The organism is Promicromonospora sp. CA-289599 (assembly GCF_050936155.1).
Taxonomy (GTDB): domain Bacteria; phylum Actinomycetota; class Actinomycetes; order Actinomycetales; family Cellulomonadaceae; genus Promicromonospora.
Window position 1 is genome coordinate 4,287,875 of the sequence record NZ_JBNJNI010000001.1, and the last position, 13,096, is coordinate 4,300,970.

Annotated in this window: 14 protein-coding genes; 11 read left to right on the forward strand and 3 right to left on the reverse strand. The window is 71.5% G+C overall.

All coding sequences use genetic code 11. The annotated features are described in order from the left end of the window. Positions 1–20 precede the first annotated feature (20 nt). The 7 genes from ACQEVI_RS19070 (at position 21) to ACQEVI_RS19100 (ending at position 6,854) form a co-directional block, all read left to right on the forward strand. Complete coding sequence (locus ACQEVI_RS19070; protein WP_432901650.1) at positions 21–542, forward strand: hypothetical protein; 522 nt, start codon at positions 21–23, stop codon at positions 540–542. 148 nt (positions 543–690) lie between these two features. Then, positions 691–1,140 carry a Uma2 family endonuclease gene (locus tag ACQEVI_RS19075; RefSeq protein WP_432901653.1) on the forward strand — a complete coding sequence of 150 codons (450 nt, stop codon included), beginning with the start codon at positions 691–693 and terminating at the stop codon, positions 1,138–1,140. A gap of 90 nt (positions 1,141–1,230) precedes the next feature. Beyond that, positions 1,231–2,409 carry an AI-2E family transporter gene (locus tag ACQEVI_RS19080; protein WP_432901656.1) on the forward strand — a complete coding sequence of 393 codons (1,179 nt, stop codon included), beginning with the start codon at positions 1,231–1,233 and terminating at the stop codon, positions 2,407–2,409. Between the two features lie 344 nt (positions 2,410–2,753). Further along, positions 2,754–4,439, forward strand: a complete 1,686-nt coding sequence (locus ACQEVI_RS19085) for a ribonuclease J (protein ID WP_432901659.1) — start codon at positions 2,754–2,756, stop codon at positions 4,437–4,439. 192 nt (positions 4,440–4,631) lie between these two features. Continuing rightward, positions 4,632–5,198, forward strand: a complete 567-nt coding sequence (locus tag ACQEVI_RS19090; RefSeq protein ID WP_432901661.1) for a TlpA family protein disulfide reductase — start codon at positions 4,632–4,634, stop codon at positions 5,196–5,198. Between the two features lie 4 nt (positions 5,199–5,202). Further along, positions 5,203–6,075 carry a cytochrome c biogenesis CcdA family protein gene (locus ACQEVI_RS19095; RefSeq protein ID WP_432901663.1) on the forward strand — a complete coding sequence of 291 codons (873 nt, stop codon included), beginning with the start codon at positions 5,203–5,205 and terminating at the stop codon, positions 6,073–6,075. 50 nt (positions 6,076–6,125) lie between these two features. Next, positions 6,126–6,854 carry an SDR family oxidoreductase gene (locus ACQEVI_RS19100; RefSeq protein WP_432901665.1) on the forward strand — a complete coding sequence of 243 codons (729 nt, stop codon included), beginning with the start codon at positions 6,126–6,128 and terminating at the stop codon, positions 6,852–6,854. Between the two features lie 15 nt (positions 6,855–6,869). Here the strand turns inward: ACQEVI_RS19100 and ACQEVI_RS19105 are convergent, their stop codons facing one another. Then, positions 6,870–7,823, reverse strand: coding sequence for a helix-turn-helix transcriptional regulator (locus tag ACQEVI_RS19105; protein ID WP_432901667.1), 954 nt, complete (start codon positions 7,821–7,823; stop codon positions 6,870–6,872). Positions 7,824–7,872: 49 nt separating this feature from the next. On the opposite strand from ACQEVI_RS19105, the gene ACQEVI_RS19110 reads away from it, so the two are divergent. Both ACQEVI_RS19110 and ACQEVI_RS19115 read left to right on the forward strand, forming a co-directional pair. After that, positions 7,873–8,559 carry an SDR family NAD(P)-dependent oxidoreductase gene (locus tag ACQEVI_RS19110; protein WP_432901669.1) on the forward strand — a complete coding sequence of 229 codons (687 nt, stop codon included), beginning with the start codon at positions 7,873–7,875 and terminating at the stop codon, positions 8,557–8,559. A gap of 108 nt (positions 8,560–8,667) precedes the next feature. Then, a complete protein-coding gene (locus ACQEVI_RS19115) occupies positions 8,668–9,231 on the forward strand; it encodes a hypothetical protein (protein ID WP_432901671.1) in 564 nt (187 codons plus the stop codon). 96 nt (positions 9,232–9,327) lie between these two features. Here ACQEVI_RS19115 and ACQEVI_RS19120 read toward each other — a convergent pair whose 3' ends face one another. Together ACQEVI_RS19120 and ACQEVI_RS19125 are read right to left on the reverse strand one after the other, a co-directional pair. Further along, on the reverse strand, positions 9,328–10,887 hold the full coding sequence (locus ACQEVI_RS19120) for an MFS transporter (protein ID WP_432901674.1): 1,560 nt from the start codon (positions 10,885–10,887) through the stop codon (positions 9,328–9,330). Then, the gene (locus tag ACQEVI_RS19125; protein ID WP_432901676.1) at positions 10,884–11,867 is read right to left on the reverse strand and encodes an NAD(P)/FAD-dependent oxidoreductase; all 984 of its coding nucleotides are present in this window, start codon (positions 11,865–11,867) and stop codon (positions 10,884–10,886) included. Before ACQEVI_RS19125 ends, ACQEVI_RS19120 begins: the two co-directional genes overlap by 4 nt. Before the next feature lie 93 nt (positions 11,868–11,960). Here ACQEVI_RS19125 and ACQEVI_RS19130 point away from each other — a divergent pair, with 93 nt between their 5' ends. Then, positions 11,961–12,551 (forward strand): helix-turn-helix domain-containing protein, encoded by a 591-nt coding sequence (locus ACQEVI_RS19130; protein WP_432901679.1) that lies wholly within the window; start codon positions 11,961–11,963, stop codon positions 12,549–12,551. Then, positions 12,548–13,096: a hypothetical protein gene (locus ACQEVI_RS19135; RefSeq protein ID WP_432901682.1), complete on the forward strand. Its 549-nt coding sequence runs from the start codon at positions 12,548–12,550 to the stop codon at positions 13,094–13,096. Before ACQEVI_RS19130 ends, ACQEVI_RS19135 begins: the two co-directional genes overlap by 4 nt.

Sequence of the window (13,096 nt, forward strand, 5' to 3'; positions counted from 1 at the left end):
TGAGGGCCCATCGTTCTCTGGTGCTGGGTCTCCCGCTGGCGCTCGTGCTTTCTGCCTGTTCCGTTGGAGCGTCGGGCGTCGAGGTGAGGCAGGCTGGTAACCCGGACAACAGGGGAGATGAGGCCGCAGCCTTGGCCGACGTGGCCGAGCGCTCGCCCATGGCTGTCGGACTGATGACGATCTGCGTCGATGGTGCGAGCTCGGCCGAGCTCACGGCGGTCGACCCCATCGGCACCGACGACATCGAGGTGACCGCGTTCACGGTGGTAGACGTACAGCGGGAAACTTTCGCGGCATCTCGCAAGTCGCTCAGCGCAGAAGGATTCGATACCACCGCGCATACCGTGGCCGGCAGGTGCGGGGCGGAGGGGGACGACGGAGCCTCGAAGTTGCTGGTCGAGATGGAGCGACTGACGCCCGAGAGTGCGACGACCGACGGGTTCAGGGTGCATTGGCGTGCGGAGGGAGACGAAGGGACGTTCGACATTCTCTTCGAGAACTCGATCTGCGCGCCGGGTGACGTCGCTTGTAGCGACATCTGACGCCGTGCGAGCGGAGCGGGCCGCGAGGCATCGCTTCGCTCGCACGACGTCCGGCCCGTGGTCAGGCCGGTGGCCAGTGGGATGTAGGCACTGCGGTCCGGTCACCGCTCGAGTGCGGGCCGCTTCGGCGACGTGGGCTCTCGTCTTCATGCTGTCCCCGCAGCGTGCCTGGCACAGTCGCGTCGTCACCTCGCTCACCACCGAGCTCGCCCGCCAGGCACCCGACCTGTTCGAGGTCGAACGCGAGATGACCATCCGCCTCGACGACCACAACCGGCCCGAACCGGACGTGCTCGCGACGACGGCGAAGTACGACCCCGACCGCACCTGGTACGCGCCCGAGGACGTCAGGCTCGTCGTAGAGGTCGTCTCGCCGGAGTCCGCCCACCGTGATCGCACGGTCAAGCTGACCAAGTACGCTCAGGCCGGGATCCGGCACTACTGGCGGGTCGAGGACGAGGGCGACACCACGGCGGTTCATGTCTACAAGCTCGACAGAGCCACAGGTGCCTACGCCCCGACCGGTATCTTCCGCGAGGCGCTTCGCGTGGCGATGCCCTTCCAGATCGAGCTCGACGTCCCCGGCCTGATCGGCTGACCCGAGCGACGAACAGCACGGCGTGACGGGGCGTGATAACAGTCCCCGGGTACGGTGGCCTGTCGAAGTGCCGGGTACTACGGTCTTGGCATGACGTCGCCCAGCTCGTCCGAGACCGGCGCTACCGGCTCGGACGTGCCGACCCGACCCGGACTGCCTACGACCGACCAGCCGGTCCCGCCGCCCGGCGCGCCCGACTCCCCGCGCCCGCCGCGTTGGCTGCCCCGTGCGCTGTTCATGGCCGTGGTGACGGTGTTCGTCGCCATCTTCGCGTGGAACGCGATGGGGTCCCTGCAGGGGCTCTTCGTCAACGTGCTCATCGCGGTCTTCATCGCGCTGGCCCTCGAACCCGGCACCGTCTGGCTGGTGCGGCAGGGGTGGCGCCGCGGGCTGGCCGCCGCGGTCACGCTGCTCGGGTCGCTCCTCGTGGTGATCGTGCTGATGGCGCTGTTCGGCAACCTGTTCGTGCAGCAGCTCGTCGAGCTCGCGCAGTCGGTCCCGCGGCTCTACGAGGGCCTGCAGGGCTTCGTCGCCGAGCGCTTCGGCATCGAGATCCCCGAGTCCGAGAACCTGATCCGGCAGGCGTTCGACCGGTTCGGCGAGGACGTCGCGTCCGGGGCGCTGCTGGTGGGCACCACCGTGGTGGGTGGGCTGCTCGCGACCCTGACGATCCTGCTGGTCTCCTACTACCTGCTGGCGGCCGGGCCGCGCTTCCGTGCGGCGGTGTGCGGCTGGCTGACGCCGGCGCGGCAGCAGGAGATGCTGCACCTGTGGGAGGTCACCCAGGGCAAGGTGTCCGACTACATCGGTTCCCGCGTGGTGCTCGCGGCGGTCTCGACGGTGGTCACCTTCGTGTTCCTCGCGATCCTGCAGACGCCGTACGCGGTACCGCTGGCCGTCTTCGTCGGGGTGGTCTCGCAGTTCGTGCCGACCATCGGCGCCTACCTCGGTGGCGCGCTGCCCACCATGGTGGCGCTGACGGCGCAGGGCTGGCCCCAGGCGCTGGGCGTGCTCGCCTTCGTCATCGGCTACCAGCAGTTCGAGAACCTGTACCTGGCGCCGAAGGTGTCCGCCCGTGCGCTTGAGATGAACGCCGCGGTCAGCCTGCTGGTGGTGCTGGCGTTCGGCGCGGTCTTCGGGGTGCTCGGCGCGTTCCTCGCGCTGCCCGTCGCAGCGACGATCCAGGCCGTGGCGACGACCTACTTCCGGCGGCACGAGCTCGTCGAGTCGCACATGCTCCGGGACCCGGACGGACTGGGCAAGGCGTGAGGGACGCCGTCGGCGGATAGGATCGAGCCCGCGCACCTCCGCCTCTGCCAGGAGATCGTCGCCACCTCAGAGCCCGAAGGAACATTTCTGCGTGTCATTCAGCCCTTCCGACGTACCCGGTCCTGTCCAGGCGCCCGGCCCTCGAGGCTGCCGACAGCACCCGTGCGTACGCCGTAGAGGGCGAGCCGCAGTGACCACCAAGGGCCACTGACCACAGACCACAGCAGTACCCACAGCGCCGCACCTGCGGCCTGACCCGGTGAGCTCTGTTCCGTCCTGGCGGTCATCCACGCCACGAGGAGCCCGAGCTCATCGGCAGCCAACCTGTTCCGGAGGGACACCACATGCATACCGCACCACGAGACCTCAGTCGCCCGCCCGTCGCACCGTCGCAGGGCCTGCGCATCACGCCGCTCGGCGGCATCGGCGAGATCGGCCGCAACATGACGGTCTTCGAGCACGCCGGCAAGCTGCTCGTCGTCGACTGCGGGGTCCTCTTCCCCGAGGACACCCAGCCCGGTATCGACGTCATCCTGCCCGACTTCACGAGCCTCGAGAGCCGCCTCGACGACATCGAGGCCATCGTGCTCACCCACGGGCACGAGGACCACATCGGCGGCGTGCCCTACCTGCTCAAGCAGCGGCCGGACATCCCCGTCGTCGGCTCGCAGCTCACGCTCGCGTTCCTGTCCGCCAAGCTCACCGAGCACAACATCAAGCCCGTGCTCGTGCACGTCGAGGCCGGAGGCCGCCACGCGGCGGGCCCGTTCGCCCTCGAGTTCATCGCCGTCAACCACTCCATCCCCGACGGTCTCGCCGTCGTGATCCGGACCGTCGACGGCGTCGTCCTGCACACCGGTGACTTCCGGATGGACCAGTTCCCGCTCGACGGGCGCCTGACGGACCTGCGCGCCTTCGGCCGCCTGGGCGAGGAAGGGCTGGACCTGCTGCTGGTGGACTCCACCAACGCGGAGATCCCTGGCTTCACCATCTCCGAGACCGAGCTGACCCCCGCGATCGACCAGGTCTTCACGACGACGCCGGGCCGCGTCATCGTCTCCAGCTTCGCCAGCCACGTCCACCGCATCCAGCAGGTCCTGGACGCCTCGGACGCCCGCGGCCGCAAGGTCGCGTTCGTCGGCCGGTCCATGGTGCGCAACATGCGCATCGCGCGTGAGCTCGGCTACCTCACCGTGCCCCGCGGCCTGGTGATCGACTACGCCAAGACCCGCAACCTGCCGCCGAACAAGGTGACGCTCATCTGCACCGGCTCGCAGGGCGAACCCATGGCGGCCCTGGCCCGGATGGCCAACGAGACCCACGAGGTCCGCATCAGCGACGGCGACACCGTCCTGCTCGCCAGCTCCCTGATCCCGGGCAACGAGAGCGCCATCTACGGCATCATCAACAAGCTCACCGACCTGGGCGCGAACGTGGTGCACAAGGGCAACGCCCGGGTCCACGTCTCCGGGCACGCGAGCGCGGGCGAGCTCGTCTACTGCTACAACATCCTGCGCCCGCGCAACGTCATGCCGGTCCACGGCGAGCCCAAGCACCTGCGCGCCAACGGCGCCCTGGCGGAGCGCACCGGCGTTCCCGCGGACAACGTCCTGATCGTCCGCGACGGCGTGGTCGTCGACCTGGTCGACGGCGTCGCGCGCATCGTCGGCCAGGTGGAGAACGACCTCGTCTACGTCGACGGCCAGACCGTCGGCCACGTCACCGAGGACACCCTCGCCGACCGGCGCAAGCTCAGCGCGGCAGGCGTCCTGACCGTCCTGGCGTTCCTCCGCTCCGGGACCGCCGAGCTCGCCGAACCCCTCGAGTACCTCCACCGCGGCTCCGTGCACGGCCAGGACAGCCTCGACAACGCCTCGCGCGCCGTCGAGAAGGCGCTCGCGGACGCCACGCGGAACAAGACCACCGCTGGCGACCAGCTCGAGGAGATCATCGCGAAGACCGTCGCACGGTCGCTCGCCCGCAGCTCGCGACGGGAACCGGTGGTCATCGCCGTCGTCCTCGACGCGTGACGGCTCGCTCCGGGCGGGAGTCGCTGACCCGCCCGGAGTGAGCCACCCTTACGTCGTCCTTACAGGGTGCGCCGTACGGCGTTCTTCCCTGTACGCGGCACGACCGGTGGGCCATCGTTGCGGTAACGGGCACCTTCCGCGTGCCGGTACCGAGCCTGGACGGAGTGGGTCGTCGTGATTCGTCATAGCGTGATGCGGGTCCGAACGGTGCTGGTCGCCGTGGTGGCATCAGGCTCGTTGGTGCTGGCCGGTTGCGCGAGCACCGACCGCTCGCCGACGACGGACGACGCGGTCGCCACGGAGGCGTCGAGCCCTGGACCGTCGAGCCCTGGACCCGAAGCCGCCGAGCCGGAGACGGGTTCGGCGCTCACGTTCACCGCGACCACCGTCGACGGTGCGGACTTCGCCGCGGCGGACCTGGCCGGTCGGCCCACCGTGCTCTGGTTCTGGGCGCCGTGGTGCCCCACGTGTGTCTCCCAGTCCCCGCAGGTGCTCGACCTCGCCGAGCAGCACGGCGACGCGGTGAACATCGTCGGCGTCGCCGGCCTCGACGAGTCCGCAGCGATGGCCGACTTCATCGAGATGACCCGCACCGACGGCCTGACCCACCTCGACGACGAGGAGGGCGCGGTGTGGCGGCAGTTCGGGATCACCGAGCAGAGCACGTTCGCCCTGCTCGACGAGAACGGCGTCGTCACCTACACCGGGCACCTGGAGCCGGACGAGCTGGCCGGCCGCGTCGCCGAGCTGGCCGGCTGAGGGCATGGACGGGCTGCCCCTCGGGCTGGCGTTGGTGGCAGGGATGGTCGCCGTGGTGAATCCCTGCGGGTTCGCGATGCTGCCCGCGTACGCGTCGATGCTGGTCATGGGCAAGGAGGCGCCCGGCCGCGCGGTGGCGATCCGGCGCGCGCTCGCCTTCGCCCTGGCCATGACGGCGGGGTTCGCCGCGGTGTTCGGAGCCTTCGGGCTGCTGCTCACGCTCGTCACCGGTGTCGGTGCGGTGCAGCGGTACCTGCCGTGGTTCACGGTGGCTCTCGGGGTGCTGCTGGTCGGGCTGGGTGCGTGGTTGCTGGCCGGACGTGACCTGCCCGGCCTGAGGATCGCCGGGGTCAAGCGGCCGACGCTCAACCGGTCGGCGTCGTCGATGGCCATGTTCGGCGTCGCCTACGCGACCGCCTCGCTGAGCTGCACCATCGCGCCGTTCCTCGCGACGGTGGTCGCGAGCTTCCGGGCGGAGTCGGTCGCCGGAGGGCTTGCGGTGTTCGGCGCCTACGCGTTGGGCATGGGCCTGGTGATCATGGCGGTGTCGCTCGCGGTCGCACTGGCCCAGACGGCGGTGGTGGCGTGGCTGCGAGAGGCCGGCCGGATCGTCCCGCGGCTGGGCGGCGGACTCCTGCTGGTCGCCGGCGCGTACGTGGCCTACTACGGCTGGTACGAGATCCGGGTGCTGCGCGACGGCGCACTGGACGACCCGGTCATCACGGCGGGGAGGCGCGTCCAGCGCTCGCTGGTGGACGGCATGGACGTGCTCGGAGCGGGTGGCATGGTGGCGGTGGTCGCCGGCCTGCTGGCCCTCAGTGGGGCTCTGACCTGGTGGCTGCGGCACCGTCACCGGACGACGGACAGGCGTCGCTGAGACAGCAGCGCTTGACCCTGACGTCAACGTCAGGTTCTAGCGTTCCCGGCATGGACATCAACAACTCGGTAGCCCTCGTCACCGGAGCCAACCGCGGTCTGGGCCGCGCCTTCGCCCAGCGTCTCCTCGAACGGGGTGCGCGCAAGGTCTACGCCACGGCCCGCCGCCCCGAGACCGTGGACCTGCCCGGCGTGGAGGTGCTCGCTCTCGACGTCACCGACCCCGACTCCGTGCGGGCGGCGGCCGCGGCAGCCTCCGACGTCTCGCTGCTCGTCAACAACGCGGGGATCCAGACGGGGACCGACCTCGTGACCGGTTCGATGGACGGGGTCCGGCTGGAGCTGGAGACCAACCTGCTCGGCCCGCTCGGCCTGATCCGGGAGCTCGCACCGACCCTCGCCCGGAACGGCGGGGGCGCGATCGTCAATGTGCTCTCCGCGATGTCGTGGTTCGGGGTCAACGGCGCCAACACCTACCACCTGACCAAGGCCGCCGCGTGGGCCATGACCAACGGTGTGCGGCTGGAGCTCGCCGAGCAGGGCACGCTCGTGACCGCCGTCCACCTGGGCCTCGCGGACACCGACATGTCGTCCGGCTGGCCGGTGGCCAAGCTCGCGCCGTCGGACCTGGCCGATGCTGCGCTCGACGGTGTCCAGGCGGGCTCCGCGGAGGTGCTCGCCGACCAGTGGAGCCGGGACGTCAAGGCCCGGCTGCCGCTGGCGCCGGAGGAGTTCAACGCCGAGATGGGCCGCGCGCTCTCCACGCTGTCGGCGGCCTGAGCGAAAGGCCCGCTCCTAGCTGACGGCGGGGTGCGGTTGCCGGGTGGGTAGCTCCGCCGAAGCCAGGAGGGCCAGCTTGTCCGCGTCGCCGGACCCGCGGTCCGGGTGATAGACGACGAGCATCAAGCCCTCCGCACCGCCGATCTCCAGCCGCTCCCGGTTGAGGACGAGCTCGCCGACCTGCGGGTGGTCGAGCCGGATCGGTGTCCCGCGCTGCCCTCGCACCTCGTGCCGCGCCCAGAGCTGGCGGAACCGTGGGCTCGCCAGCATGAGCTCCCCGGTGAGCTCGACGAAGCGCGGGTCGTCGACGTCGTTGCCCACCGCCTGCCGCAGGTTCGCGACGAAGCACTCGGTGACGTTCTGCCACTCCGGGTACAGGGCCTGCTCGGACGGGTCCAGGAACAGGTCCCGGAGCTGGTTGCCGCCCACGTCGAGGCGCGGGTCGAGCGCTCTGGCCGGACCGTTCGACGCCAGGACGTCGAAGTACCGGCTCTCGATGAAGGCCGGCTGGACGAGGGAGTCGAGGAGCTTGAGCGCGCCGGCCGGGGGGACCTCGGCGCGCGGCCGGCGCCCACGCGGCCGGATGGGCTCGGCGACCAGGGTCCGCAGGTGGGCGACGTGCTCGTCGTCCAGGCGCAGCACGCGGGCGACCGAATCGAGGACCTGCGCCGACGGGTTGCGGTCGCGGCCACGCTCCAGCCGCAGGTAGTAGTCGGCGCTGATGCCGGCGAGCAGCGCGACCTCCTCGCGCCGCAGCCCGGGCACCCGCCGTCTGCCGGCGTCCGGGATGCCCGCCTGCTGGGGAGTGACCAGCTCACGGCGGGCGCGCAGGTACTCGCCAAGGGCGTTCCCGCTCGTGCCGCCGCGCTTCGCGCCCGGCGAGCCGGGCAGGCCGTGCGAGCCGGGCAGAGGGGGTCCTGCCGCACCCCGGGCTGGAGAGGGCTCTGGTTCCACGAGGTGGGCGTCCATAGCGTTCTCAACGGCCCGCTCGGGCCGCATATTTCGGGAGGACGCACACATGACCGTCGCACTGATCACCGGGGCGAACAAGGGCCTCGGGTTCGAGACCGCCAAGCAGCTGCTGGAGCTCGGCCACACCGTCTACATCGGCGCGCGCGACGTCGAGCGAGGCGAGAAGGCCGCCGCGACGCTCGGCGCGCGGTTCGTCCAGCTCGACGTGACCGACGACGCCTCGGTGCGCGCGGCGCTCGCCGTCGTCGGCGCGGACGAGGGCGTGCTCGACGTCCTGGTGCACAACGCCGGCATCCTGGCGGACGGGGCCGTCGACGGTCCCGCGGCCCTGCGCGCCTTCGACACCAACGCGGTAGGCGTGGTCCGGGTCACGGAGGCCGCGCTGCCCCTGCTGCGGAAGTCCTCGAACCCCGTGGTGGTGACCGTCTCCAGCAGCATGGGCTCGTTCTGGGCGGTGACCAACCCGGACCGGCCGGAGTTCGGCCTGCCGCTCGCGCTCTACTCCGCGTCCAAGGCGGCGGCCACCATGCTGACCGTGCACTACGCGAGGTCCGAGCCGGGCATCAAGTTCAACGCCCTGGAGCCGGGTGCCACCGCGACAGACATGACCGCCGCCTTCGGGATCGGCCGGCCGCCAGAGGAGAGCGCCAGGGTGGTGGTGCGGCTCGCGACGATCGGCCCGGACGGTCCGACAGGAACCCTCCAGGACGAGAGCGGCGAGCTGCCCTGGTAGGTCGCGCGCACGGCCGTGTGGGTGAATTTCGAGCTCGTGAAGAGCGCCATCGAGGATTAGTTCACCCGGGCGGCCCCACAGGCTACTTTCAGCAGCGATACTTGATGAGTGACTACGACCAGCGAGAGCCCTGCGGTGGCAGGAGCAGAGATCCCGGTAGAGCTTCTCTTCCGGGTTCCATACGGCAAGGTCCTGCACGGCAGGGACTGCCAGCACCTGTCGGAGGATCGCCTGGCCGCTCTTCAGCCCGCGACCGAGCTCGACAGGCAGAAGTTCAAGGTGTGCAAGACCTGCCTCGTGGCCCTCACCGGTACGAGCCGCGATGAGTTCGACACGTTCGAGGCTGCTCTCGAGGCGCTGCCCATCCCGGCGGTGCACCGGCCGGTCATGCGCGAGATGGCCGAAGGCCTCGACAAGGCCCGCATCTGGATCCCGTCGTCCCGCTCCTACGTCGCGGTCTCGCCCGGCCCCGGTCAGGAGGCGACCGCCTTCTTCAACAAGGGCTTCGTCGACATCCAGCAGGCCGGCGGCGGGTACAAGCGCATCCTGATGGCCGGATTCTCGGGTACGCAGACCAACACCTTCGCGCACGCGCCCGACGCCGCCCCGGCGAGCTGCCCGGGCTGCTACATGCAGCTGCCCGCCACGGGCCGCTGCGACGCCTGCGACTGACATCGCCCTCTCGGACGTCACCCGTCCGACCGTGAACGAGCCGGTGGGCTCCCGCAGATCACTGCGTGAGCCCACCGGCTTTTCTCTGCCTGGGGGCTATCCGGCGGACGCCCGGGCCGGCTCCGGTTCGTCCGTGGGCGTGCCCACAGGAGTGTCCGACGGCGACCGGGGCCCGCGGACCAGCACGTAGACGAACAAGACGGCCATGACGACGACGCCCGCCCACATCGCGCTCTGCCAGCCCTCGACGAACGACTCCTGGGCGGCTCGGACCAGCTCCGGCGCCCGCGGGCCGGCGTCCGCCGCGGCGTCGAGCGCGTTGGCCACGCCCTGCCGAGCGGCGTCGGCGGCGCCGTCGGGAACGCCGTCGAGTCGTGCGTCGATGGCGCCGCGGTAGCCCGCCGACAGGAGCGCGCCGAGCAGGGCGATGCCGAGCGCGGTCCCGAGCTCGCGGGTGACGTCGTTGAGCGCGGACGCGACCCCCTGCCGTTCCCGGGGCAGCGCGCTGGTGATGGCCTCCGTCGAGGGCGTCATCGACAGGCCCATGCCGAGGCCCATGGTGAGCATGCCGGGCAGGATCGACGGGTAGCCGCCGCCGACCGAGAGGACCGAGGCCATGAGCGCCAGCCCGGCACCCGCCAGGAGGATTCCCGCCGCCATGGTGACCCGGGGGCCGACCCGCTGGGCCAGCCGCGGGGCAAGGCCGGAGGCGACCATCATCAGGACGGCCATCGGCATCATCGCGAGGGTGGACACCAGCGCCGACCAGCCGAGGACGGCCTGGAGGAACGGGAACAGCACCACGAAGATGCCCGCCTGCACCCCGAACACCACCAGCAGCGTGATCGAGCCGCCGGCCAGCGAGCGCTCGCCGAACAGCCGCACGTCAAGCAGCGCGGCGTCCCGGCGCCGCAGCTCCCAGGCCACGAAGGACACCGCTGCGGCGACCCCGACGACCAGTCCGAGCAGGGTGAGCGGCGCGGTCCAGCCGCGTTCGGGCCCTTCCTGCAGCACGAAGATCAGGCCCACCATGGCGACGACCGACGTCAGGGCGCCGACCGTGTCGAAGGGGTGCCCGGACGTCTCGCGTGAGTTGGGCACGGACCGCAGCGCCATGACGAGCGCGATGACGACGAGCACGACGGGCAGGGCGAACAGCCACCGCCACGTCACGAGGTCGACGAGGGCGGCCGAGAGGAACATGCCGATGATGCCGCCACCGCCCGCGACGCCGGTCCACACGCCGATCGCCTGGCTCCGCTCCGCCGGGGGAAAGGTGGAGGTGATGACGGCGAGCGTGATGGGCATGATCATCGCCGCGCCCACTCCGCCGGCCAGGCGAGCGGCCAGCATGATCTCGGCCGACGGCGCCAGGGCGGCCACCACGTTCGCCGCACCGAACACGGCCAGGCCGGCGACGAGCATGGGCTTGCGACCGAACCGGTCGCCGATCGCCCCGAGCGGCAGCAGGAGGGCGGCCAGGCCGAGCGTGTAGATGTTGATCATCCACAGGACGGTGCCCTGCGAGACGTCGAAGGTGATCGCGAGGTCGGGCTGTGCGACGTTGAGCCCGGACACGGACGCGATGACGGCCATCAGCGCGATGCAGACGGCGATCAGGATGGTGCGCCGCTGGCGGGCGTCGGGGCCGGTCATGCGAGGGCCGCCGTCGTGTCGGCGGTGACCAGGTCGGCGTTGATGTGGGCGCCGGCCAGGGCTCCTGCCGCGGCGGACGCCCCGACCTGCGCGGACGGGTCCGCGGTGTTGCCGGCCACCCACACGCCGGGCACCTCGGTGGTCCCGGCCGTGCCGGTCACGACGTGGCGGCCCATCCCGTTCGGCAGGTCCTGCAGCGGCAGCCCGAGGTCCTCCAGACCCTCGACGCGCGGCAGCATGGTGGTCGCGACGGTGAGCACGCTCCGGGCCACGAGCTGCCCGTCGTCGAGCCGGACGCCCGCGATGCCGCCGTCGTCCGCCGCTACCACCTCGGCGACGGGGGTGTCGACGACGCGGATGCCGCGGGCCGCGAAGCGGGCGCGCGCGTCGTCGTCGAGGGCGGTGCCGCGCGTGAAGTAGACGAGATCATCGGTGAGCTGGCGGAACAGCAGCGCCTGGTGCACGGACATCGGGCTGGCCGCCAGCACACCGATCGGCTCGTCGCGCACCTCCCAGCCGTGGCAGTACGGGCAGTGCACCAGGCCGCGGCCCCAGTGCTCGGCGAGGCCGGGGACGGCGGGCAGCACGTCGCGCAGGCCGGTGGCGACCAGGAGGCGGCGGGCGCGCAGCGTGGCGCCGTCGGCCAGGGTGACCGTGAAGCGCGGGTCGCCGCCGGCGGACGGATGGGCCGGGGCCGCCTTGATCACCTCGCCGGAGAGCACCGTGCCGCCGTAGGCGCGGACCTCGGACCGGCCGCGTTCCAGCAGCTCGGCCGGGGGAGTGCCATCCAGGCCGAGCAGCCCGTGCACGCCCTCGGCGGGCGCGTTGCGCGGGGTGCCGCTGTCGACCACGACGACCGAGCGGCGGGACCGGGCGAGCATCAGCGCGCCGTTCAGCCCGGCCGCGCCGCCGCCGATCACCACGGCGTCGACGGTCTCGTCCGGCAGTTCTCCGGCGGGCGTGGAGCTGGTTGCAGGCATGTCTCATTTCCCTTTCGTGGTGCGGCCCCGGGTGGTGGGCCGGACACGAACGACGCTAGCCCCCGCTTGCGGAGAAGGCATAGGATCTTGCCTATGACGCAAGAAACTGGTGAGCTGGACAGCCTGGTGCGCAAACGTATCCGCGCCCTGCGGGTCGCGCAGGGCTGGTCCCTGGAGGAGCTGGCCACCCGCGCGCGCGTCAGCCAGTCGACCCTCAGCCGCATCGAGAACGGCCAGCGGCGCCTGGCCCTGGACCAGCTCGTCACGCTGGCGCGAGCGCTCGACACGTCGCTGGACCAGCTCGTCGAGACGGACACGGAGGACGTCATCATCAGTCCGACGATCGACGGCTCGCACGGCGGGATGCGCTGGTCGATCAAGGCCGAGCCCGGGATGAGCGTCGTCCGGCAGCGGATGACCAGCCCGGCGCCCGACAACCCCGCGCGCATGCGCGCCCACCCGGGCCGCGAGTGGCTCGTCGTCATCTCCGGCACCGCGACCCTGCTGCTCGGCAACCGGCGCATCCGCATCGAGACCAACCAGGCCGCGGAGTTCCCGACGATGCTGCCGCACGCCATCGGTGCGGAGGGCGGGCCGTGCGAGATCATCGGCATCTTCGACCGGGACGCGCGCCGCGGCCACCAGCGCGGGGAGGAAGCCGGAAAGGCGAAGATGAACCCATGAGCCAGCCCCGCCGTCCCTCGCACCCAGACCTCTCCGCGCTCAGTGAGCTCAGCGAGGACGAGAAGGAAAGCTTCGCCGAGCGGCTCCGCGAGCGCGTCTACGTCACGTTCGCCGCGCTCGCCGTCATCCTCACGCTGCTGGCCCACGCCCACGGGCTCACCGCCGGGACCGCCGCCGGCTCGCTGACCATCACCGCCGTCGGCACGGTTGCCGCCGCCTGGCTCGCCGAGCTCATCGCGCACCTCGCCGCGCACGGCGGGTTCCCGGACCGGAAGCACCTGGGCGCCATGACCCGGACGAGCGGCGGTGCCCTCGTGACCATCGTGTTCCCGCTGCTCGCCCTGCTCGCGGCGGGGGTCGGGTGGTGGGAGGTGACGACGGCGCTCCGGGTCGGCGTCGGCGTGCTGATCGGGACCCTCGTGGTCATCGCCTGGCTCGGCGTCCGCCGCACCGCGCTGCCCTGGCCCGCGCGGATCCTGGCGCTGGGCGTGCTCGCGGCGCTCGCCGTCGGGGTCGTCGCGCTGAAGCTGCTCGCGCACGCCTGA

Excerpts from the sequence above, each read along its gene's own strand:
- ACQEVI_RS19100 (WP_432901665.1), top strand. The coding sequence starts at position 6,126 with ATGGACATCAACAACTCGGTAGCCCTCGTCACCGGAGCCAACCGCGGT.
- ACQEVI_RS19095 (WP_432901663.1), top strand. The coding sequence starts at position 5,203 with ATGGACGGGCTGCCCCTCGGGCTGGCGTTGGTGGCAGGGATGGTCGCC.
- ACQEVI_RS19090 (WP_432901661.1), top strand. The coding sequence starts at position 4,632 with ATGCGGGTCCGAACGGTGCTGGTCGCCGTGGTGGCATCAGGCTCGTTG.
- ACQEVI_RS19075 (WP_432901653.1), top strand. The coding sequence starts at position 691 with ATGCTGTCCCCGCAGCGTGCCTGGCACAGTCGCGTCGTCACCTCGCTC.
- ACQEVI_RS19120 (WP_432901674.1), bottom strand. The coding sequence starts at position 10,887 with ATGACCGGCCCCGACGCCCGCCAGCGGCGCACCATCCTGATCGCCGTC.
- ACQEVI_RS19135 (WP_432901682.1), top strand. The coding sequence starts at position 12,548 with ATGAGCCAGCCCCGCCGTCCCTCGCACCCAGACCTCTCCGCGCTCAGT.
- ACQEVI_RS19105 (WP_432901667.1), bottom strand. The coding sequence starts at position 7,823 with ATGGACGCCCACCTCGTGGAACCAGAGCCCTCTCCAGCCCGGGGTGCG.
- ACQEVI_RS19110 (WP_432901669.1), top strand. The coding sequence starts at position 7,873 with ATGACCGTCGCACTGATCACCGGGGCGAACAAGGGCCTCGGGTTCGAG.
- ACQEVI_RS19080 (WP_432901656.1), top strand. The coding sequence starts at position 1,231 with ATGACGTCGCCCAGCTCGTCCGAGACCGGCGCTACCGGCTCGGACGTG.
- ACQEVI_RS19085 (WP_432901659.1), top strand. The coding sequence starts at position 2,754 with ATGCATACCGCACCACGAGACCTCAGTCGCCCGCCCGTCGCACCGTCG.
- ACQEVI_RS19125 (WP_432901676.1), bottom strand. The coding sequence starts at position 11,867 with ATGCCTGCAACCAGCTCCACGCCCGCCGGAGAACTGCCGGACGAGACC.
- ACQEVI_RS19130 (WP_432901679.1), top strand. The coding sequence starts at position 11,961 with ATGACGCAAGAAACTGGTGAGCTGGACAGCCTGGTGCGCAAACGTATC.